Here is a 22,924-nt window from a genome sequence, read left to right as displayed (position 1 = left end):
ATGGACACTAAAGTTACTAGCTGCAAAAAAGTTGTTATTTTTATAATATTTTATAGTGAAAATAAAGGAGCTGTATTATAATTAGTTTTAACTTACTTTCAGTAAATATCTTTTGTAACGTAAGTGAAACGGCAGTTACAGAAGTTTCCACTTATATAGGTGGTGTGATAAATGCGGATTTAAGTTAAGTGGGTATCCGAAGAGCTGTTGAAATAGAGGAACTCAGTTTAAGAACGCCACGTCCTGTGGTAATTTATCTGTGAGAAAGCATAGCAGCAAAAGGAACAACACACGATTGAGTGACCAACATAATGCTGCTGCCGCTACGTTATCACTACGCTTTCGCGCAAAAAACATCTGTCGGCCCTCGTGCATGCCTAAACATAAAGCCGATTCCGGACGCAATTATGCCGAGGCATAATTAATTCAGTGTGGAATTTTTTATGAACATATGGATAATATCGCATTGCTCTGTATGCATAAAGGACTAAGTCTACTACAAATTATGATAAGGGAGGAAGTATGGCAAGAGGTAGGAAGGTTAATTCAAATGGTGAACGAAGTAAACAATTATTGCTTGAAAAGGCTTTGGAGTTATTTTCTGAAAAAGGTTATCACAATACAAAAATTAGTGATATTGTAAAAGCCGCTAATGTAACTCAGCCAACTTTTTATTTATATTTTGAAAGCAAGGACTCTCTTTACAGCGATCTGAATGAACGATTTCAACGTGGATTTGATGCAATTATGAGTAAACAATCAGAAGAAGTTGAAAAGGGATTAGACGGCTTTGCTCGAGAGCTAAAACAAAAAATACATATGTTATTCGTTTACATAATTGAAAACCCGAAATTAACAAAAATTGGACTATTTGAATCTGAACAGTCACTTGTAGTTAAATCTCAACTTACACAGCAATTTACTCACCTTATACATCGTTATGATTGTGCCCATGTATTACAATCATTTTGTACAGACATTCATATAATTGTAGATAGTTTTGTAGGATCCTTTGAGCGTTTAATATTAACTAATTTACTTGAACAAAAAAAACAGCCATGCGAGTTAGCGAGCGATTTAGTTCATTTATACTTTTTAAGAGAAAAAAATTCCTCTCACCATCTAAGGTGAGAGGAATTTTTTATTTCTTAACTGTAATATGAAGATATGCGCCTTTTTTAAGTTTATTGCCCGATTCTTTTTGGATAGATGGATGAACAAGTAGCATATACTCTTGCCCGCTATTTAATGGTTTTGATGGAGTAACAAGTAATGAACTACCATCGACTTTTGCAGTAATTGGTACTTCGTTACCGCCTAAAGCGACAAGCTGTACACTGTCTTTAGCAATCTGCGAAGAGAGTGCTTGTGAGAATTTCACCGTAAATGTTTTAGATGTTGGTACATTTTTTAAGCTTGCAAGCTCTTTATAATTTGTATATTGCGCTTTAATTGCATCATAATGTGCCTGGAATATAGGCGCAGTCTTTGTTTGGACGTTTGGCTTTACCCCAACCTCATTAATCGTTTTCCCTAAAGGACCTGTAAAATTACCGATAGTAAGCTTTAAATAGCTTCCATCTTGCAATTCAAAAAAGCCCTGCATACAGCCTTTTCCATACGTAGTTTCTCCATATAAAATAGCAGATTGCTGATCTTGTAATGTTGCTGATAACATTTCAGAGGCACTAGCACTATAGCGATTTACGAGAATACGTGTATCGGCCGGGAATTTTTCGTTTTGTTTGACTGCAGGTATTTTATAAGATGCATGTGCTTCTTCTAATAAATACGCAATTTTTGCGTTCGGGAATAGCCCTGCAATCTCCTCAGCTGTTGATACATAGCCGCCACCATTGTTTTGTAAATCAAATATAAAAGAGGTTGCACCACGCTGTTTTAATTGAATAAGTGCATCTTTGACAAGCTTTGTACCGTCTTCTGAGAAGGATGACATAGCAATATATCCAACATCCCCAAATAGTAATGTAGATTCCACATTCGGCAATGTGAATTTTTTTCGTGTAATGGTTGTATTAGAAGTTGTACCATCTGCATGTTTGAATGTCACTTCTATTTTAGTATCTTCATCACCAATTAATAGGGATGAGACTTCTTGTGTAGAGCTTCCTACTACGGATTTCCCGTTAATGGCAGTAATAATGTCTCCAGCAACTACACCGGCATTAGATGCACCGCTATTCTCAAACACTTGTAAAATATGAATGCCATCTTCATGTTCTTCGATGATTACACCAATCCCGATCGTTGATAGCTCGATGCTATTTATAAATTCTTCAAATTCCTTTTTCGTAAAATAGGTAGAATAAGGGTCAAGCAGATCAATGATTTCAGGAATTGTTTTAGCTTTCTGCAAATTTCCATGGATAGTTCCAACATAATTTTCCTCAATTATTGCCTTGATATCCTTTACAAGCTGTTGTTCATTGCTCGCAGCAGAAGCGTTTGTAAATGAAAAGATGAAAAAGCTTAGAACGAATACAAAAGACCACAATACTTTTTTCATGGGACACCTCTTTTCTAATTACTTTTATTATACATGAATTTCCATATAACCGTGAATAGGAAAAGGAGGGGATAACCTACAAAAAAAGAATCTACTAGCCTTTTGCGAGAAAGAAAGTTTATACAAGATTCATAGACAGTCGTTGTCTAAAAGAAGCTTGAGACTAATTCGCAAAAGGTAAGTAGATTCAAGTTAGATGAAGAACTTTTATATTTTTGTTAGCTTATGAATGATAAAGCCAATAAGTGCACCGACTATTGCAGGTACAAGCCATGCTAGACTTTGCTCGTATAATGGTAAAGTTTTCAAAATGTTCACATACGGTGTAATCGTAATCTTCATTTCCTTAAAACCATCATTCAGACTAACAAGGAATGTAGGAATTAATGCTAAAATGTAAACAATTTTTCCACCTTTAAAGAAGTTATCGAAAAGTGAAAGAACCATTAACACCATCGCTAGTGGATAGATGATTAATAATACAGGTAGTGATGCACGAATAATTGTTTCAAGACCAACGTTAGTAATTGCTGCACTGAATATTGTGAAAATTACTAAAAACGTTTTATACGAAACACTAGGAAATAGTTTATGGAAAAATTGAGCATTGGCAGTCAATAAACCTACAGCAGTAGATATACATGCTAGTAAAATTGTGGCAGATAATATAACAGTCCCGAGTGTACCAAAAAGAGCTTCAGCTGATTTTGCTATAATAGTACCACCATTATCAAAAGTGCCTATTGCATTAATACTAGTGTTACCGATTTGTCCAAGTGCGATATAGACAAATGATAAGCCAATAGCGGCAACAATTCCGGCGAAAATTATCGTTTTGACTTGCTTCTTAGAATTTGACATACCCATGTCGCGTAATGCTTGTAAAATAACAATTCCGAATACTAATGCACTAAGTACATCCATTGTTAAATAGCCTTGAACAAAGCCTTCTGTCAATGGTGACGAAGTGTATTTTCCTATAGCTGCCCCTGGTTCACCCATTGGGGAAATAAAGCTTTTAATAGCTAATACTAGAATAACACCTAATAGAACAGGCGTTAAAATTTTCCCAACGCGATCAACAAGCTTTGAAGGGTTAATTGCTAAGACTAATATTAAGGCGAAAAATATAACAGAAGTAATCAAAAGTGGAGCCCAATGATCTGCTGCTCCTTCTGGAAGAAATGGGACAATCCCGATTTCATAGGAAACAGAACCCGTACGCGGCACTGCAAAAAATGGTCCAATCGCTAAATAAACAATTGAGGTAAAAATAATACCAAAGGTAGGGCCGACACGATTAGCAAGTATTTGTAAATCGCCACCAGCTTTCGCAATAGCAACAATTGCTAATAGCGGTAATCCGACACCTGTTATTAAGAAACCAATCATGGCTGTTGTTATGTGTTCACCAGCTTGTTGACCTAATAATGGGGGGAAGATAATATTTCCAGCGCCTAAAAATAAGGCAAATAATAGTAAACCGACTGCCAAATTTTCCTTGACGAAAAGCAAGATGTTTTTCATAAAAATTAAAACTCCTTTAAGATTGAAAAGATAAAACTTTCTAAAAATTTTAAATACAGAAGTGTATGTTATCATATGAATACTAATCTTGCAATTAATATTCTATAACAATTTGTAAGAATCTGTCGGAATCGGTAAGAATCATAAATTGTTTGAAAAATAGTCAATTTTTCTGATATCTGATTATTAAAATATCTAGTATGATAGACACACAAGGAAATATTTTAGCACGAACGGAGGCAAATTGATATGAAAAAGACAAAAAAATTAAGAATCCTTGCTTTAAGCACTATTGCTACTTCTTTTTTAGCATTACAGACCGCAGAAGCAGCTACATATACCGTACAAAAAGGAGATACTTTAACTAAAATCGCCCAAAACCATAAAATAACAGTACAAGACATAAAAAGTTGGAACAATTTAACGAATGATTTGATTTACGTCGCGCAAAAGCTTGAAGTTACAAAAAAAGCTACTAATGAAGCGCTAAAACCTTCAAATCCATCAACTACAAAACCGACAACACCATCAAAGCCCACAACTGCTTCCTATACAGTAGTGAAAGGCGATACATTATCTAAAATCGCTAAGCAATATAATGTGACAATAAAGGATATTAAAGACTGGAACGGACTTACGACAGACAATATTTTCGTTGGACAAGTGTTAAAATTATCTCCAGTAGCTTCAATACCTGAGAATGACACAGTACATAATAACGGATCTTCAGGTGCGGGAACATCAACAGAAACAACTAAAGACCCTACAGCTAATGGACAAGCTATTTACAAGAAAACAGTAGACGTAGCTAATTCATTAGTAGGAACACCATATCTCTACGGTGGCAACACATCAGAAGGTCTAGATTGCAGTGGCCTGATTTACTATGCCTTTAACCAAGGTGGTTTAAAAATTGGCAGAGACAGTAGCGAAGGATACTTCTACGGTAACACAATACAAGTTAAAAATCCGGTAGCAGGAGATTTAGTATTTTTCCAAAATACGTATAAAGATGGAATATCTCATATGGGTATTTATATAGGTAACAATAAATTTATCCATGCAGGATCAGACGGTGTTGAAATTTCGGACGTTACATACTCTTACTGGTCAACAAGATTAGTAGCTTATAAACGATTCGACGCTATCAAATAAAGTAAAAGCGATTTTTGCATATATGCAGAAATCGCTTTTTTAAATAAAATCGCTCGGTTGAAGGCGACGGCTTTGCTGATAAAAATGTGCATCGCTGATAAACCACTGAACATCGCTGATAAAAGTGTTAGAATCGCTGATAAACCACTGAACATCGCTGATAGATGGTTGCCCATCGCTCCATAAGAAATTAAATAAATGAAAACACCCTTCTATAAATAGAAGGGTGTTTAAACACTTTATTGTGTTACACGTGCTGTCCAACGAGAAAGATCGGCATCTTTTGCGTCAACAAGCTCTGCTGGGAAGATAAATGTCCAAGGCTTTGTTGAGTTTGGTTGTACAGTTAAGATTGGATCCATTTTAAATGAGCCTTTAGCAATTTGTTTGCCTGTTGCATCAATAATTTCTAGTGGTAATTGTTCTAGATTAATAGCTTTATTATGTCCGTTACGAATGAAGATTGACACATTAAAATTACCGTTATCAGCAAGTTTCGCTTGTAGGCCAGTGAAGTTTACTTCTGTTTCGCCTAACTTAGGTAAAGTTTTTACGATTTTCGCAAGCTCTTCTTTTTGTGCTTCAGGCAGTTGTTTTTCCCATGATGGGTCTAATTCTAATTGGTGACCACGAAGGGAAACAAGGTTGAATGCAATTTTCCAGCCGTCTTCTGGTACTTCATCGACTTTAATTGTTGATTTTTCAAAATCAAATACCCATGGACGAGCACTTTCTGCTGGAATTGTGCCAAGTGCTGCAAAGTCGAATTTTTTAGATGCTACAAGCTCGTCATTTTTATCCATAATGAACAGCTCAATTTCACCTAGCTCAATGGCTTGAGGTAATGATGAGCGGAAAAATGCACGCACTTGCCATTTTTTAGAACGTGGATCTTCTTCAATACTAATAGAAGAAAGTGATAATTGATTTGGCTTTAATGGTTCTAGCTCATTAGCAAGGAAATTAAAAATGTACTTTTGCTCCTGTGGAACATCCCATTCTGGATGGAATGATAGCTTAGTCACGACATCGCGATTATCGCTATTCTCCGTAGTAGCACTTCCTAATAAGTCTTTAGAGTCAATTGTGTTTTCTTGAACAACTTTGTCTGATTTTTTAAAGAATGAGAATAAGCTCATTATTGTACCTCCAATTGTGCTTCAATCATTTTCATGAAGCCTGTAATTTCTATAATGATAGAACGGCGTAATTCCTGGAAATTCTTTCCGAATAATTCAAGTCCTTCACGTTGGTAAATTCGCATCGGATCTTCTTGTTGGTAATGACGTAAGCCGATTCCTTCTTTTAAGTGTGCCATGTTTTCTAAATGTTTCACCCAGCCACTGTCAAGATAGCTTAGCATTACTTGTGGAATAATTTTCATTACTTCTTCATTACTAGAGAACTTTTCCATGCGATCAAGTAACTCTTGTTCAGCAGGCTGTATATCAGCTAAAATTTGTTTAACTTTGCCGGCTTCACGGTCAATTGTGACAGGAGTAATGAATAGTGAATTGAGAGAGCTCTCCATGTGGTCGTAATCCCATTCCACTGAAGGGAGTTCATCAGGAGCAGCATCACGAACAGCAAAATCAACTGTTTCACTTAGCATTTTTTTCAGCTCACCCATTAAATCTTCACCAGTTAAAATTTTATCACGTAGTCCGTAAATAACTGTACGTTGGTCATTAATAACATCATCTAATTTTAAGTTATACTCACGCATACCGTATTGAGAGCCTTCAACAATACGTTGTGTACGGTTAATAAGTTCTTGCACTTCTTTAGTTTGGATAATGCCGTTTTCATCGACAACCATTTTTTCTGAGAATTTTTCAACCTCTTCTTTTGCATAACGGCGGAACATATCATCTTCAATAGAGAGAATGAAACGACTTTCACCAATATCACCTTGACGACCTGAACGACCACGTAGCTGATTATCTACACGACGGCTTTCATGCTTTTCGGTACCGAGGACATATAATCCTCCAAGCTCGTGTACTGCTTCATCTAGCACAATATCTGTACCGCGGCCAGCCATATTTGTTGCTACAGTAATACGACCTTTCTGACCAGCTTGTGAAATCAACTCAACCTCTTGCTCAACTGTTTTAGCGTTTAGCAATTGGAATTTTAAGCCTTCTTTCTTTAAGTGTTCGGCCACTGTTTCAGATTGTAGTATTGAAGTTGTCCCAATCAAGACTGGTTGTCCCTTTTCGTGACGACGTTTAGCTTCAGCAGCTACATACTTATATTTATCTTCCTGTTTGCTGAAAATAATATCAGGCTGATCGACACGTTGACGTGGGCGGTTTGTTGGAATTTGAATAACTTCCATGCCGTACACTTCGCGAATTTCTTTTTCTTGTGTTTTCGCCGTACCCGTCATCCCAGAAAGCTTCGGATACATACGGAAATAGTTCTGAATTGTGATCTGTGCCTGTGCTTTATTTTCTTCAGTAATCGTTACGCCTTCTTTTGCTTCAATCGCTTGATGTAAGCCATCAGAGAGCGAACGACCTTCTAAAACACGACCTGTGAACATATCAACAAGCTCGATTTTGTCATCTTTTACGATGTAATCAACGTCGCGCTTGAACATCACATGTGCACGAACTGCTTGGATAACGTAATGGTAAAGTGTTTGGTGTTCAAGATCATATAGATTATCAACATTGAAGGCAGCCTCAACCTTTTCAATGCCTTTATCTGTTAAAGAAGTAGCTTTTGTTTCATCATCAAAATCGTAATCTTCTTCTTCTTTAAAACGTTTAGCAAGCATAGAGGCAATACGATGTAGCTCATCATTCGCAGGCATTTTCCCAGCGATAATAAGCGGTGTTTTTGCCTCATCAATAAGTACACTATCGACTTCATCGATAATGGCGAAGTGATAAGGGCGCTGTACTTTATCAGCTAAGCTATGAGCCATGTTGTCGCGTAAGTAGTCAAATCCGAACTCAGTACCTACACCATATGTAATATCTGCGTTGTAGGCTTCTTTTTTTGCATCCGGCTCCATCATCGGTATATTTAAACCAACTGTTAAGCCAAGGAAACGATGAATTTGGCCGACAAGCTCGTAGTCACGCTTAGCTAGGTAGTCATTAACTGTAATGACGTGAACACCTTTACCTTCTAAAGCGCGTACATAGGAAGGAAGGGAAGCGACAAGCGTTTTACCTTCACCTGTAGGCATCTCAGCAATATTACCTTCAGTTAAAACAAGGCCACCGATAAGCTGTACATCAAAATGACGCATACCTAATACACGTTTTGAGGCTTCGCGTACTACAGCAAATGCGTCTGGGATAATAGATGTAATTGGTTCACCTTGTTCTAAACGATCCTTGAAAATAAAAGTCATTTCTTTTAATTCTTCATCTGACTTATGGACATAGTTTTCTTCAAGACTATTAATCTGATCTACTATTTTATAGTAGCGTTTTAATTGACGAGCACTAGTTTGCTCATTGTTGCGTTTAAAAATTGAGAACATGAAATTTACGCTCCTTTTAAATTGTCTAAATGCTAGACACTACATTATTTTATCAAATTTTACGAATGATGACTACATTTGACATGCAGCATTCTTCCAATTTGAAAAAGAAGAATAATATTTGTGAAATGGTGGAAAATAAATAGAAAAAGTATATTTCGGCGTCTGTTCGTGCTATAATCAATTAGAATTTAAATGTAGATTATTTTTTGAGGAGGAGAGACATGCTCTACGTGTCTATAATAGCAGCATTTGTTGCTTCAATATTGTTAACTCCACTAGTTAAACGATTAGCATTCAGAATAGGTGCCGTCGATGCACCAAACTATCGAAAAGTACATGCACGAATAATGCCAAGACTTGGCGGTTTGGCGATTTTCCTTGCGTTTTTAATAGCTGTGGCTATATTCCAGCCGATTTTAATATACAATGAAAATGGTAGTGATTTTCTACTGGCAATTATAATTGGAGCTTGTATTATCGTAGCAACTGGTGTCATAGACGATATGCGTGAAATTTCCGCAAAAGCAAAATTGATTGGTCAGCTTGCTGCTGCACTTATTGTTATTTTTGTAGGTGGCATTCAAATTGAAATGGTTAATTTACCGTTTTTTGGTGAATTGAATTTTGGATTATTAAGTATCCCTTTAACAATTCTTTGGATTGTGGGTATTACAAATGCCATTAATTTAATCGATGGCTTAGATGGTCTAGCGGCGGGTGTTTCAACGATTGCCCTTATTACTTTAGCCGTCATGGCATTTATCATGAGCAATATGTTCGTTTTAGCAATCGCAGCCATTTTAGCAGCAGCAACATTCGGATTTTTATTTTACAATTTCCACCCAGCGAAAATCTTCATGGGAGATACAGGAGCCTTATTCCTTGGCTTTATGATATCAGTGCTCGCATTGCTTGGATTTAAAAATATAACAGTCGTAACATTAATTATCCCAGTTATTATTCTAGGTGTGCCAATTTCTGATACATTCTTTGCGATTGTTCGCCGCGTTCGTATGAAGAAAAAATGGTCAGATCCAGATAAATCACACTTGCATCATCGTTTACTGGATATGGGCTTTACACATCGTCAAACAGTACTCCTTATTTATGGGATTGCTGTCATGTTTGGATTAGCAGCCATCATTTTCTCAATGGCAAAAGTATGGGGCGCGATTTTACTCGTAGCTGTCATTTTAACTGCAATTGAAATTTTGGTTGAAGTAATCGGACTCGCGGGTAAAAACTATAAACCATTATTGAACTTTGTGCGGATATTTAATAAATAAAACATTCAAGCAATCATCCATTCTTATGGATGGTTGCTTTTTTACTTTTGAGACTTAGGTTTGAATCTCGGGTAAAAGCGCTCCTTGCTTGATTAGCGGCGGGAATTCGAGTTTTACCGGCGTTCTTTACTTGATTAGCGGCGCAAATTTATGTTTTAGCGGCGTTCCTCCTTAGGTTAGCGGCTCAACTCATACTTTTTAGCGGCGAATCCTAATACCCTAGAACTGCTCAAACATCCAAAATCATGCCATACAAAAAGCCTTTCCACAATTTTATTTAAAAGTGGAAAGGCTTTTATAATTACTGAGCTCTATTGTTTTCTGTTGTATCATCGCCAACAGCGTTATCTTTATCAGTATTATTATTCGTTAAGTTACTAGATGATTTATTGTAGTCAAGATGGTTTTTCAGCGTTTCAGAAATTTCATCAACCGATTCTTGATTTAATTTATAGTAGTAAACACCAGTAGACATATCATCTGAACCATCTAATGTTAAAGAATCAATACGTGGCATCCCTTGTGTTAAATAAGATAAGAATGACTTCATTTCACTAAATGTCATATTTGTCTTCATGTTATCACCAAGTGCTCTAATAACATCATCGTATTTTGTAATGGATTCTACAGAAGAAGCTTTTTTCATGATCGCTGATAAAATCTCTTGTTGACGCTTACCGCGTTCAATATCATTGTCTTGTTTACGTGTTCTTGCAAGTGCAAGTGCCTGACTTCCGTTTAAATGCTGTAAACCAGGCTTTAAGTTGATGGAATTGCGATCAAATTCATCTTTTTCGTGTAAAGTATACGGCACGTCAGCTTCGACTCCACCTAATGCATCAACAACGTCGATAAACGCATTAAAGTTCATACGCACATAATAGTCAATCGGTACATCTAATAGTTTTTCTACTGTATCAATTGTTGAAAGTGTTCCACCATGTGCATGTGCATGTGTAATTTTATCATTACGTTCCATTGAAGGAATATATACATAAGAATCTCGAGGGATACTTAGCATTTTAACGGTTTTTGTTTTATTGTTTAATGTTGCTAGGATTAATGCATCAGACCGTGAGTTTTCAGAGCCCTGCCCGCGATTTTCACTATCGTCAACACCGACAAATAGGATTGAAACATTATCGTGTACTGGTTCTACTTTTTCAGCACGAAGTGAAGAAATGTCTCGACCTTTTAACTCTTCATGCGCTGAGTCTGCTGCATGCTTCGCTTGTTTCGCAATATAAACACCATAGGCAGTCGCGCAAATTAGTAAACTAGCAACTAAAAGAAGGGCAACTTTTATAATTAATGAAGCTTTAGAAGACCTCTTTTTGCTTTTATTTTTATTTCTATTTTTCATATTTGATATATTCTCCTCTAAATTTTGGGAATAAAAATGCGATTAAACTAAACTTTATTCAAGTACTTTTAAAATATGTTGTAAATGATAAAATAGCTCAATATTAAAATTATACTATGGATATTTAGTTTTCGACAATTAAAACTATTTATTTCACAACAAATTCAATAAATTGAGCATTCTCAAAAGTAATGTTTGCTTGTCCGTTTGTCATTTCCGTTACCCAGTTTCGGAATTGTTCTTCGTCCTCTTTTAACACAGAGACAATGATTTCAACACCTTCCAAGTAGCGAATTTCTTCTAATGTATATGAAGACCCTCGAATTTCATTTTCTACTTTGCCAAGCCATGTATAGTCAACGGCAATTTTCATCAAATGATGAAGTTTGCGTTCAACTACTTGGGCAGCAAGTAAACCTTCTGTTGTCGCTTTTCCGTACGCACGAATAAGACCGCCACCACCAAGCTTTATGCCACCAAAGTAGCGTGTGACGACAACGACTGTATCTTTTAACCCTTGTTTTTTTAGAACCTCTAACATAGGGACGCCAGCTGTACCACTTGGTTCCCCGTCATCATTTGCTTTTTGAATATGGTCATGTTCTCCAATAATATAAGCTGAACAATTATGAGTCGCATTATGATGCATTTTTTTTATACGTTCAATAAAAGAAATTGCATCCTCTTCCGTTTCTGTACGTTCTATATAAGTAAGGAAGCGAGATTTTGAAATAACAATTTCGCTTTCTCCATAACCTTTTACAGTTAAATAGTTTTCTCTCATCAGTATCAATCTCCTTTAAAGTAGAGTTCTATTCTATAATTTTCATAAAGAAAAAGCATTAAATTTTAACATGGTGATGCTATAATAGGTGTAGACTATGTAATTGGTCTATTGAAATAGTAAGTAATCATAAGACATTAGACTGGGGAGTATACTATGTTTTCAAATGATACCTTCGATTTAAAGTCGCTTGATGACATATTTAATCGAATGTTAGAAACAATCATGAGCTCGAAAGACGATATCTTTATTATAAGTGAACAAAGCCGAAGAAGCTTCGAAGATATGAAAATAGAGCTAGAAATTGTTCGAAAACAAGTTTCAATTGTTATTGATGAAGGCGATGCTTTAGAAAAAAGTACACAGCTTGCTAAGCAAAGACTTGTGTTAGTGAGTAAAGCTTTTGATAATTATACCGAAGAACAAGTTAGAGAAGCATATGAAACTGCAAATGATTTTCAAGTGAAGCTCTCTGTTATTAGAACACAAGAAAAGCAGCTACGTGATAAGAGAGATGATTTGGAGAGAAGATTAAGAGCATTACTCGATACGATTGAACGTGCAGATCATATAGTCAATCAAGTAAATGTCGTTTTGAATTACTTAACTTCAGATTTAAAAAATGTTGGTTTAGCACTTGAACAAGCAAAAATGAAACAAGATTTTGGTATACGTATTATTGCAGCACAAGAAGAGGAGCGTAAACGTCTATCTAGAGAAATTCATGATGGACCTGCTCAAATGCTAGCAAATGTACTAATGCGCACAGATTTAATTGACAGAACTTATCGTGAAAAAGGCATTGAGCATGCTTTGGCTGAAATTGCTGATTTAAAGAAAACGGTGCGTAATGCATTATCAGAGGTGCGACGAATAATCTATGATTTAAGACCAATGGCACTTGATGATTTGGGAATTGTTCCGACATTAAAAAAATACTTATCGACAGTGACTGAATATAACCCTGGTGTTGAAGTTCATTTCCAATCGAGAAGCACCGAAAAGCGTATACCATCAAACTATGAAGTATCTATTTTCCGCTTAGTGCAAGAATGTGTAACAAATTCCATGAAGCACGGGAAATGTAAAGATATTTGGGTGAAACTTGAATGGTTGAAAGATGCCGTAAATATCGTTGTAAAGGACGATGGCAAAGGTTTCGATCCACAGGTAGTAAAAGAACATTCCTTTGGGATTTTAGGTATGCAAGAACGTATCGAAATTTTGGATGGGACAATCTCAATTTCAAGTGAGATAAATCGAGGTACGACGGTTTTATTTAAAATTCCGTTAGAAGTAGAGTAAAACGATTGTTGGAGAATTTTAGGGGGTAAAGACAAATGACGAAGATTATTATTGTAGACGATCACCAGCTATTCCGCGAAGGAGTAAAACGTATTTTAGACTTTGAAGATACGTTTGACGTAGTAGCAGAAGGTGACGATGGTACAGATGTGGTTTCTTTATATGCTGAAAATCAACCAGATGTTGTACTAATGGATATTAATATGCCGGGGAAAAATGGAGTAGAGGCAACGGCAGATTTAATTAATGAATTCCCAGATGCGAAGGTTATTATGTTATCTATTCATGATGATGAAACATACGTAACACACGCGCTAAAATCTGGATCACTTGGCTATATGCTAAAAGAGATGGATGCTGACGAAATTGTTGAAGCGATTAAAGTAGTTGCGAATGGTGGATCATACTTACATCCAAAAGTAACTAAAAATTTAGTAGCGGAATTCCGTCGTCTTTCTGAGCATGAAAATAAAGGTAACTTCCATCAAACAGAAATCCGTCGACCATTCCATTTACTAACAAAACGCGAATGTGAAGTATTACAATTATTAACAGATGGACAATCTAACCGTACAATTGGTGAGACACTGTTCATTTCAGAAAAAACAGTTAAAAACCACGTTTCAAGCATTCTACAAAAAATGAATGTAAACGACCGTACACAAGCTGTTGTTACAGCCATCAAAAATGGCTGGGTTGAAGTACGCTAATAGCCATACATTAAACAACTTCTTTCAGCAGAACTGAAAGAAGTTGAAGCCTTCGGCGGATGTCGCGGAATCGGTAAGGAGTTCTTAGGGGATGTTAGCCTAAAACCATCGCATCCATGCGATAACGGCTAACTGCCCTGCATCGATGCTGTGTTGCTGTCGCTTCGCTTTCGCACAGACAAAGAGACGTTGCTGACGCTACGTTAGCACTACGCTTTCGCGCAAAAAACATCTGCAGGCCTAAGCACAAAGCCGATTCTGGACGCAATTATACCGAGGCATAATTGATAGACTGTTTTTAAAGGCTACTATGTTATTTAGTAGTTTTTAAAGCAGTTTTTTTAGTGAAAATAAAATGCTTTGTGGCGAGATCGTAGCGTTGTTCGCAGAAGAATTCTGTAGTATTCATACCTTTTGAAAAAACAGCGAATCATGTCATATAAAGATGTAACAATTTATACATAGTGTTCACATAAAGAGTGCAACATTTTAAAACCATGGGCGTCATAAGGAAGATGTAACACCTAAATGTTGAAAATGCACAACAAAATTCCTACAACGGGATTTATATGCTACAATATGCGCGGGAGGTTTTTTGATGTTAAAGAAAAGTTTTCTAGCAGTTCTTACCTTATTAATGTTATCTGCATTAATGTTAACTGCCTGTGGTAATAAAAAAGATGAAATGAGTGCAGAAGAAAGACAAAAAGTCATTGATGATGGAACCGTCGGGTATGAAATGAATGGTGGAAAAATAACGAAGGCGGAAAATATCCCTGCTGAAGAAGAAAAAGCGATATTAGCAGCCTTTAATGAATATAATGCAGCTTTCAATTCAAAGGAAATTGATCGTTATATGCAAACACTCTCGAAGAATCCAAAAGGTTTCAATTATGAAGAAGAAAAAAAATACTTGACGGATGTGTTTAAACAGTCAGACGTTAAACGAGATGCTAAAGATACTACGATTATAAAATATAGCGAAAATGAAGCGCAGGTCTATTCAAATATAACATTGCATTTAGTACAAACTACAACGAATGTGAAGCATGAAAGTGCTGGACAACAAGTTACAGTATTCGTCAAAGAAGATGGACACTGGAAGGTCACTAGCGTTTTTTATACTGGAGATGACACCAAATCAAGTACTGGCAAATAAAATGAGGCAATCTTCATTCAGGCTCATCACTAAGAGTTGAGATTAGGCGTTTTCTAGGATTAGCGTCAAAGATAAGACGTTAGAGCGAAAGCGTCCTGTGATAACAGTTCATTAGAGGAGCGGAAATCAACTTCGCGTTATGGTGATGAGCGAGCCCTAAAAGAAGGATTAATTGAATGAAGATCAACCTCTTACATGCTAAGAGCAGTATACATAGAAAATGAATGTGAAATGGATGCTAAGTTTAACAATTTAGCATATGTCTAGAATAGTGAAAGAGGGGAATGTATTTACTCCTATTCAACATTCAGACGAGATTACGCTATGTCGTAATTCATTTCACATTCATTTCTTTTTATCTTCATTCAGTAGATACCTACTGAAATAGAGGAACTCAGTCTAAGAACGCCACGTCCTGTGGCAATGACTGAGTGACCAACCTCGTGTTGCTGTCGCTGCGTTAACACTACGCTTTCGCACAGAAAACATTTGTTGGCCTAAAGCCTCCAGCGGATGTCACGGATTTTTAAAGGAATGAATACAAGGATGTTAGCCTAAAACCTCCGCATCCTGCGAAAATGGCTAACTGACCTGCCAAAATCCGGACAACATTTTTTATTTGTGCGAAAGCGAAGCGACAGCAACAATTGCGCCGAGGCGCAATTGAATGTAAACTATGTAGAATAGGAGAGTGGACATGAATGAGGACAGCAATCGTAACAGATAGTACTGCATATATTCCGGCTGAGGAACGAGCACGCTTAAACATTCATATGATTCCGTTAAGTGTAAATATCTCAGGGCAACTATTTGCAGAAGAAGTAGATATCACAGCATCTGAATTTTATGATAAAGTACGTGGGGCAAAAGAATTTCCAAAAACAACGCAGCCCCCAATTGGAGAATTTGCCGCTCTCTTTGAAGAACTGGCAAAAGAGTATGATGAAGTAATATCTATTCATCTATCGAGTGGAATTAGTGGAACATATCAAGGTGCTATTCAAGCAGGCGAGATGGTGGAAGGCATTGATATGTACGCTTTTGATAGTGAAATATCCTGTGCGGTACAGGGTTTTTACGTTCTACGAGCAGCTGAAATGGCGGCTCAGGGCTATTCTGCAAAAGAAATTCTCGCAACATTGGCGGACATGAAGCAGACAATTCGTGCTTACTTCATTGTAGACGACTTAGGGCACTTACAACGTGGGGGACGTCTGTCTTCAGCAGCTGCATTAATTGGCGGCTTATTGCAAGTAAAGCCAGTACTTCATTTTGTGGACAAGGTCATTGTACCTTTTGAAAAAATTCGTACGCGTAAAAAAGCATTAAAGCGTGCGGAGGAGCTACTAGCTGAGGATGTTCAAAAGTATGATGCACTGGACGCTGTCGTGATCCACGCCAATTGCCAGGCTGAAGCCGAGGAATGGCTAGCACAACTAGCAGCAACCTACCCGAACGTTAACTTTAAATTGAGCTATTTCGGTCCCGTAATTGGCACACACTTAGGTGAGGGCTCAATTGGTTTAGGTTGGACAAAAAAATAATCTTAAGTGAGACAGTCTCTACAGCAAAATTGTAGAGGCTGTTTTTTTAATTTTTGGGCATACCGTTTTGTCGGGGAAGCGGTGGATCGCTGATAAACCCGTGAACATCGCTGATAAAAGCAAGAGAATCGCTGATAAAAACCACCCACACGAAAGGAGCAAAGCAATGAAATACAAAGGCTGGCTGTTGCCACCTGCATTACGAGATTTTCATGAAGGGCGTATTTGGTTAAAGGAACACGCCACATTTTCAAAGGGTGATATCGAGAAATCGATCAACCACAAATGCTTCCATATAATAGAAGGAATTCAAAAAGAGCCGCATGTAAAATGCAATCGTTGCCATAATGATAATCCTCAGCAATTTACAACGTTTGATTGTTCGAAATGCCAGCAGCAATGTATATATTGTAGACATTGTCTGAATATGGGCAGAGTGAGTAACTGTACACAATTAATAATCTGGACAGGCCCTCGCGCAATGAGAACAAGAAAGCATTCACTCAAATGGGCAGGGGAATTTACAGTGCTTCAACAACAGGCCGCAAATGAGATGCTAGAAAGTGTTAAAGCAAAGCGTTCGCATCTTATTCATGCTGTATGTGGGGCAGGAAAGACAGAGCTACTTTTTCCAACTGTACATTATGCGTTAGAGCAGGGCTTACGGGTATGTATCGCTACGCCACGTACAGATGTAGTGCTCGAGTTATATCCACGCTTTCAAACAGTTTTCCCGCAAACGATGATCCATGCACTATATGGTGGATCGCCAAAGCAGGAGGGCTATGCACAGCTTGTGTTAGCTACAACCCATCAGCTTTATCGTTTTGAACGAGCCTTTGACGTCATGATTGTTGATGAAGCTGATGCATTTCCATATACATTTGATGAAACTTTACAAAGCGCTGTGCAAAAAGCAAAAACAGAAAACGCACCAATAATATTAGTCACAGCAACACCTTCGCAAAAATTACTGACTCAGTATCAAAATGAAAGCTATTCATTTATCCCGAAGCGCTATCATAATCGTCCATTACCAGTTCCTCGATTTCATTCCCTATGGAGCTATGAAAAAAGCTTCAAACGAGGAAAGATTCCAAGAAAGCTAAAACAATGGACAGAGGAGCGCCTTGCAAGAAAAGAGCCTTTTCTATTATTTTTCCCGAAAGTAGAGTTAATGAAAATAGCTACGCCTCTTTTTCAGCAATTAGATGGCAGAATCATGGCGGTGCATGCTGAAGATCCTGAGCGTAAAGAAAAAGTGCTTAAACTACGCTATGAAGAAGTTCCAGGTTTACTGACAACGACCATTTTAGAAAGAGGTATTACGATAAAAAATGTACAGGTTGCAGTGATTGGGGCAGAATCAACAATTTTCACTTCAAGTGCACTAATACAAATCGCTGGGCGAGTTGGACGAAATGCTAATTTTGCAGGTGGAGACGTCGTATTTTTTCATCATGGTATTACGACTGAAATGGATGATGCGCATACTAAAATTCTTTATTATAATAAGAAAGGATTTTCATAATGAATAAAATTGAAACACTTTGCTTATTATGCTCACAGCCTTTGCAATCAGCAATTTCATGGAAAATACTTTTAACCAAACAATTTCAATCAACGATCTGTGATGGGTGCTCGGCTCAATTTGAATATTCCTCAACAACAACAGCGCTTTACCAATATAACGATGCAATGAAGGATTATTTGCATCAATATAAATTTCTTCAAGATGTCGCACTTGCTAAAGTATTTCGGCAGGAGCTACATGCACGATTTAAACATGAAAAAGCAACCATCATTCCGATTCCTATGCATCCCCTCAAACAAAGGGAACGTACTTTTTCACATATGGATGAGCTATTAAAAGCTGCTAATATTCCTTTTATACAACTTTTAGAAAAAACGACGACAGCAACGCAAAGCTCCAAAAATAGAGAGCAGCGTATCCAAGCAGCACCCCTTTTCCGTTTAATGGCTGGAGCACATGTAGAGCATAAAGAATATCTTCTTTTTGACGATATAAAAACTACAGGAACGACTTTAAGGCATGCTACTGAGGTTTTATTAAATGCAGGCGCCAAAAATGTCAAAAGCTTCACACTAATTAATGGATGAAAATGCTAATGCATTGTGTATAATAGATTACGAGTAAATAAGATTCGTATTTTGTTGTTATTATGTAAGAGGAGGAAGAGTAGATGGCAGAGGTTCGTAATTGTCCGAAATGTAATGAGTTTTTTAATTATACAGGGGTCAGAGAAGTATGTCATAAATGTGCTCAATCTGAAGAAGATCTATATCAAATCGTTTATCGCTTTCTACGTAAACGTGAAAACCGTGCTGCGACAGTAGAACGTATTGTTGAAGCAACAGGAGCTGATGAGGATCTGTTGTATAAATGGGTACGTAAGGGGCGCTTACAGACTGCGATGTTCCCTAATCTTGGCTACCCATGTGATAACTGTGGTCATCTAACGACACAAGGTAAGCTTTGTACGAAATGTCAGGATGAATTGAAGTCGGAGCTACGTACATTTGAAGCGGCGAAGGAGTTCCGTGAGAGTGTAGCAGAACGTGACCGTGTAACATATCACGCAGAACGAAAACGTTAAAGGCTTAGAGTGTGTTAATTTTAAACAAAATTAGCACACTTTTTTATATTTGAAAACTTAACATTATGTGAGACAATCCGAAATAATAGGAAGATAAGCTTTTTAGATAGGGGGTTATTAAATGAAAATTACATCTTATGGGATTAATGCAGTGAACGCCTATAAAAATCAGGTGCGTAATGTGAAATCAGGCGCAAACAAGGCATCTTTTGCAGATAAAATCGAAATTTCAAAAACTGCACAGGAGATGCAAGGAGTTTCAACATACAGCACAGAGCGTGCAGAGCGCGTACAACAACTAAAAAAAGATATCAATTCTGGTGAATACAAAGTGGACGCTCGCAAAGTTGCAGAAGATATGCTGAAATATTATCGTTTCTAAGGAATATCAGAAAGGGTGCTTAGCAAAATGTCTACAGAAGCGATCTGTTCTACATTAACAAAGCTAGAAAGAATGCATAAAAGCTTACTTGAACTAGCTATTAAAAAAACTGAAATTATTACAGTTGGGAATATCGAAGCACTGGACCAAATGCTCAAGGATGAGCAGGCGCATGTAGCGGCCATCGATAAGCTCGAGCAACAGCGTCAGAAACAGGTAACGGACTACCTTGAAGCAAAAGGACTTGCTTCAACTGACAAAGCAACTGTCGCGGATGTCATCGAGGCTGCTGAACAACAGACTGAAAAAGACACACTTTCAGCAGTGCGCAATCGATTATTGCAAATCATCAACGACTTAAAAAATCAAAACGATTTAAATCAAAAACTAGTGTTCCAATCGTTACAATTTGTCAATCTTACATTGGACGCTTTACAACCTCGTCCTGAGCAAATCAACTATTCTGGCAATGAGGTTCGTGGCACAAATACAATAGCAAAAAAATCATATTTCGATTCTCAAGCATAGTAAGGGAGGAAAAAGAATGCGCTCAACATTTATGGGTTTAGAAGCAAGTAAACGTGGTTTATTTACACAACAAACTGCTTTATATACAACAGGACATAATATTTCCAATGCTAATACATTAGGTTTCACTCGCCAACGAGTGAATATGCAAGCGACTCCTGGTTTTCCAACCGCTGGATTAAATCAACCTGTCTATCCAGGACATCTTGGAACAGGGGTAGAAACAAGCTCGATTCAACGCATCCGTGATCAATTTACCGATCGACAATATCGTCAAGAAACGAATAAGTTAGGTTATTGGGATTCAACAGCAAAATCAATTTCGCAGATGGAAGATGTTATGTCAGAGCCTTCAGAGTTTGGTATTAATCAATCATTTACAGATTTTTGGAAATCGATGCAGGACGTTATGGACAATCCAAAAGATACAGCTGCACGTCAGGTATTAATTTCTAAAGGAAAGGCAATTGCTGAGTCCTTTAATTATATGGATAGACAGCTTAAACAGATCCAAGGTAATATCGGGAATGAAATTAATGTTTCGACGGATAAAGTAAATTCAATTCTTAAACAAATTGCTGCCCTTAATAAACAAATTCAAGAAGCTGAGCCAAGTGGTTATGTACCAAATGATTTATATGATGCACGTGATGTATTAGTAGATCAGTTAAATGAATATATTCCTGTTTCAATTTCATGGCAAAAATCAGGTGGGTTAGCAAAAGATGTAGCTGAAGGTTCAATGACGATTACATATGTAGCAGCAGATGGTACTTCTGTTAAATTAGTGGATGGTAGAGAATATGCTGCACTTGCAACGATGGATACAAACAATCAGCGCATCGATGGTGATGTAGATGATCAAGCGACAGGAAGCTATGCTAACTTTAAAGAAATTAAAATTTCTGCTGTTGGCGAACCACCAGGGGATCCAGCGAATGGAATTTCAATTGATTACAGTCAAATGGAACCTGGTAAAGGTACATTACGTGCATTAATTGACGCATATGGACATAGTGGTGGAGAAGGCACTTATCCAGAAATGCTTGCTAATTTAGATAAACTAGCAAATGAATTTATAACGAAATTTAATGAAATCCATCGTCAAGGTTTTGGTTTAGATAATAGTACAGGTCTTGACTTTTTCTCTGGAACAACTGCACGTGATTTTAACGTAGTAATTACTGATGCAAAGCAGGTAGCTGTATCTGATACGATAGGCGAGGAAGGTAATAACGGAATCATGCGTAAGTTATCAGAGCTGCAATCGCAGGCTCAAGATAACTTAAAGAAAGGTACATTCCAAAGCTATTATAAATCATTAGTAGGGGATTTAGCAGTTAAGGGACAGGAAGCTGAGCGTAGTGCATACAACTCTGAAACAAGGCATTTGGAAATTTCTAAGCGCCGTGATTCAATGAACTCAGTTTCCTTAGATGAAGAGATGACTCATATGATTACATTCCAACAAGCATACAATGCTAATGCACGTATGATTACTGTGGTAGATGAAACATTAGATAAAATCATCAATGGTATGGGAAGAGTAGGGCTATAATAGCCACTTGACTGAGAGGAGATAAATTATGCGCGTTACACAATCAATGCTATCGAGTAATATGCTACGTAATTTAAATACAAGCTATAGTAAAATGTCTAAATATCAAAATATGTTGGACTCAGGTAGTGTAATTTCAAGACCGTCTGAAGATCCAGTTGTAGCGGTAAAGGGAATGGGCTATCGTATAGATCTTGATAAAAACCAACAATACCAACGTAATCTTCGTGAAGCAAATACATGGCTAGATACAACAGACGAAGCGTTTGACCAAGTAGGCGAAGCATTAAAACGTGTAAAGGAGCTTATTGTACAAGCTGCTAACGATACAAATACTGCTGATGATCGTCAAAAGATCAATGCAGAAATGCAACAACTAAAGGAACAATTGCGTGATATTGCCAATACAAAAGTGGGCGATAACTATATCTTTTCAGGCACGCATACAAACCAACCGCTTTATGATGATACAGGGTCACCAAACTCGGCAATTACCACTGGAGGACAGAAGTCGATTGAAATCAACGTATTTGATGGTATCACAATGAACATTAATACTCCGGGTGCTGATTTATTTAACGATATTGATGGATTTATGACGCACGTAACAACACTTTTAGAAAGTGGTGCAACAGGTGCTGAGATTGGCGATGCACTTGGTTTAGAAGTAACAAGTGGTGCTAATACAATTCCTGGTTTAGACGGTATTTATGAAAGTACATTGACTTTAAGAGCAGATGTCGGAGCTCGTCAAAATCGTGTAGAAATGATGGGAAATCGACTAAGTCTTCAAGAAATAAATGTAACAAAACAACTATCTGCCAATGAAGACACAGACTATGCGAAGACGATTACAGATATGGTTACACAAGAATCCGTTCACCAAGCCGCTCTATCCGTAGGAGCAAAAATCATTCAGCAAACTTTAGTAGATTTTATCCGATAAAAACTACTAAGGTTCTGCCCCGAAAGC

Annotated in this window: 20 protein-coding genes; 14 read left to right on the top strand and 6 right to left on the bottom strand. The window is 37.2% G+C overall.

Annotation, left to right across the window (positions count from 1 at the left end; genetic code table 11):
- Nucleotides 1–522 precede the first annotated feature (522 nt).
- Nucleotides 523–1,131 carry a TetR/AcrR family transcriptional regulator gene (locus tag ACFVT8_RS19030; RefSeq protein WP_387083777.1) on the top strand — a complete coding sequence of 203 codons (609 nt, stop codon included), beginning with the start codon at nucleotides 523–525 and terminating at the stop codon, nucleotides 1,129–1,131.
- Nucleotides 1,132–1,141: 10 nt separating this feature from the next.
- Here the strand turns inward: ACFVT8_RS19030 and ACFVT8_RS19025 are convergent, their stop codons facing one another.
- Both ACFVT8_RS19025 and brnQ read right to left on the bottom strand, forming a co-directional pair.
- Nucleotides 1,142–2,527, bottom strand: coding sequence for a S41 family peptidase (locus tag ACFVT8_RS19025; RefSeq protein WP_387083776.1), 1,386 nt, complete (start codon nucleotides 2,525–2,527; stop codon nucleotides 1,142–1,144).
- Between the two features lie 207 nt (nucleotides 2,528–2,734).
- On the bottom strand, nucleotides 2,735–4,054 hold the full coding sequence (gene brnQ / locus ACFVT8_RS19020; protein WP_387083775.1) for a branched-chain amino acid transport system II carrier protein: 1,320 nt from the start codon (nucleotides 4,052–4,054) through the stop codon (nucleotides 2,735–2,737).
- Between the two features lie 249 nt (nucleotides 4,055–4,303).
- Here brnQ and ACFVT8_RS19015 point away from each other — a divergent pair, with 249 nt between their 5' ends.
- On the top strand, nucleotides 4,304–5,209 hold the full coding sequence (locus tag ACFVT8_RS19015; protein WP_387083774.1) for a C40 family peptidase: 906 nt from the start codon (nucleotides 4,304–4,306) through the stop codon (nucleotides 5,207–5,209).
- 239 nt (nucleotides 5,210–5,448) lie between these two features.
- Here the strand turns inward: ACFVT8_RS19015 and ACFVT8_RS19010 are convergent, their stop codons facing one another.
- Together ACFVT8_RS19010 and secA2 are read right to left on the bottom strand one after the other, a co-directional pair.
- Nucleotides 5,449–6,348 (bottom strand): accessory Sec system S-layer assembly protein, encoded by a 900-nt coding sequence (locus ACFVT8_RS19010; RefSeq protein WP_387083773.1) that lies wholly within the window; start codon nucleotides 6,346–6,348, stop codon nucleotides 5,449–5,451.
- Nucleotides 6,348–8,711, bottom strand: coding sequence for an accessory Sec system translocase SecA2 (gene secA2 / locus ACFVT8_RS19005; RefSeq protein WP_387083772.1), 2,364 nt, complete (start codon nucleotides 8,709–8,711; stop codon nucleotides 6,348–6,350). Before secA2 ends, ACFVT8_RS19010 begins: the two co-directional genes overlap by 1 nt.
- Nucleotides 8,712–8,935: 224 nt before the next feature.
- Between secA2 and ACFVT8_RS19000 the strand changes: the two genes are divergently transcribed.
- Nucleotides 8,936–10,000 (top strand): glycosyltransferase family 4 protein, encoded by a 1,065-nt coding sequence (locus ACFVT8_RS19000; RefSeq protein WP_387083771.1) that lies wholly within the window; start codon nucleotides 8,936–8,938, stop codon nucleotides 9,998–10,000.
- Between the two features lie 301 nt (nucleotides 10,001–10,301).
- On the opposite strand, the gene ACFVT8_RS18995 is transcribed toward ACFVT8_RS19000, so the two are convergent.
- Together ACFVT8_RS18995 and ACFVT8_RS18990 are read right to left on the bottom strand one after the other, a co-directional pair.
- Nucleotides 10,302–11,363 (bottom strand): LCP family protein, encoded by a 1,062-nt coding sequence (locus ACFVT8_RS18995; RefSeq protein ID WP_387083770.1) that lies wholly within the window; start codon nucleotides 11,361–11,363, stop codon nucleotides 10,302–10,304.
- Nucleotides 11,364–11,511: 148 nt separating this feature from the next.
- Nucleotides 11,512–12,147, bottom strand: a complete 636-nt coding sequence (locus tag ACFVT8_RS18990) for a YigZ family protein (protein WP_387083769.1) — start codon at nucleotides 12,145–12,147, stop codon at nucleotides 11,512–11,514.
- A 156-nt stretch (nucleotides 12,148–12,303) separates the two neighbouring features.
- Here ACFVT8_RS18990 and ACFVT8_RS18985 point away from each other — a divergent pair, with 156 nt between their 5' ends.
- From ACFVT8_RS18985 to flgL, 11 genes are all read left to right on the top strand, one after another.
- The gene (locus ACFVT8_RS18985) at nucleotides 12,304–13,452 is read left to right on the top strand and encodes a sensor histidine kinase (protein ID WP_387083768.1); all 1,149 of its coding nucleotides are present in this window, start codon (nucleotides 12,304–12,306) and stop codon (nucleotides 13,450–13,452) included.
- Between the two features lie 35 nt (nucleotides 13,453–13,487).
- On the top strand, nucleotides 13,488–14,162 hold the full coding sequence (locus ACFVT8_RS18980; protein ID WP_249073460.1) for a response regulator: 675 nt from the start codon (nucleotides 13,488–13,490) through the stop codon (nucleotides 14,160–14,162).
- A 598-nt stretch (nucleotides 14,163–14,760) separates the two neighbouring features.
- Nucleotides 14,761–15,321, top strand: a complete 561-nt coding sequence (locus ACFVT8_RS18975) for a Cif family virulence factor (protein ID WP_387083767.1) — start codon at nucleotides 14,761–14,763, stop codon at nucleotides 15,319–15,321.
- A 701-nt stretch (nucleotides 15,322–16,022) separates the two neighbouring features.
- Nucleotides 16,023–16,865, top strand: coding sequence for a DegV family protein (locus ACFVT8_RS18970; protein ID WP_387083766.1), 843 nt, complete (start codon nucleotides 16,023–16,025; stop codon nucleotides 16,863–16,865).
- A gap of 166 nt (nucleotides 16,866–17,031) precedes the next feature.
- Nucleotides 17,032–18,396 carry an ATP-dependent helicase ComFA gene (locus tag ACFVT8_RS18965; protein WP_387083765.1) on the top strand — a complete coding sequence of 455 codons (1,365 nt, stop codon included), beginning with the start codon at nucleotides 17,032–17,034 and terminating at the stop codon, nucleotides 18,394–18,396.
- Nucleotides 18,396–18,986, top strand: a complete 591-nt coding sequence (locus tag ACFVT8_RS18960) for a ComF family protein (RefSeq protein ID WP_387083764.1) — start codon at nucleotides 18,396–18,398, stop codon at nucleotides 18,984–18,986. The genes ACFVT8_RS18965 and ACFVT8_RS18960 overlap by 1 nt, the downstream gene beginning before the upstream one ends.
- An 83-nt stretch (nucleotides 18,987–19,069) precedes the next feature.
- The gene (locus ACFVT8_RS18955; protein ID WP_387083763.1) at nucleotides 19,070–19,483 is read left to right on the top strand and encodes a TIGR03826 family flagellar region protein; all 414 of its coding nucleotides are present in this window, start codon (nucleotides 19,070–19,072) and stop codon (nucleotides 19,481–19,483) included.
- A 121-nt stretch (nucleotides 19,484–19,604) separates the two neighbouring features.
- Nucleotides 19,605–19,865: a flagellar biosynthesis anti-sigma factor FlgM gene (gene flgM / locus ACFVT8_RS18950; RefSeq protein ID WP_387083762.1), complete on the top strand. Its 261-nt coding sequence runs from the start codon at nucleotides 19,605–19,607 to the stop codon at nucleotides 19,863–19,865.
- A gap of 27 nt (nucleotides 19,866–19,892) precedes the next feature.
- A complete protein-coding gene (locus tag ACFVT8_RS18945; protein WP_387083761.1) occupies nucleotides 19,893–20,393 on the top strand; it encodes a flagellar protein FlgN in 501 nt (166 codons plus the stop codon).
- A 16-nt stretch (nucleotides 20,394–20,409) separates the two neighbouring features.
- Nucleotides 20,410–21,951 (top strand): flagellar hook-associated protein FlgK, encoded by a 1,542-nt coding sequence (gene flgK / locus ACFVT8_RS18940; protein ID WP_387083760.1) that lies wholly within the window; start codon nucleotides 20,410–20,412, stop codon nucleotides 21,949–21,951.
- Between the two features lie 28 nt (nucleotides 21,952–21,979).
- The gene (gene flgL, locus ACFVT8_RS18935) at nucleotides 21,980–22,897 is read left to right on the top strand and encodes a flagellar hook-associated protein FlgL (RefSeq protein WP_387083759.1); all 918 of its coding nucleotides are present in this window, start codon (nucleotides 21,980–21,982) and stop codon (nucleotides 22,895–22,897) included.
- The last annotated feature ends 27 nt before the right edge of the window (nucleotides 22,898–22,924 follow it).

The sequence above is a fragment of the Lysinibacillus sp. NPDC058147 genome, assembly GCF_042884205.1.
Taxonomy (GTDB): domain Bacteria; phylum Bacillota; class Bacilli; order Bacillales_A; family Planococcaceae; genus Lysinibacillus.
The sequence above is the reverse complement of the archived record's forward strand: the minus strand, read 5'-3'. Positions and strand labels throughout refer to the sequence as shown.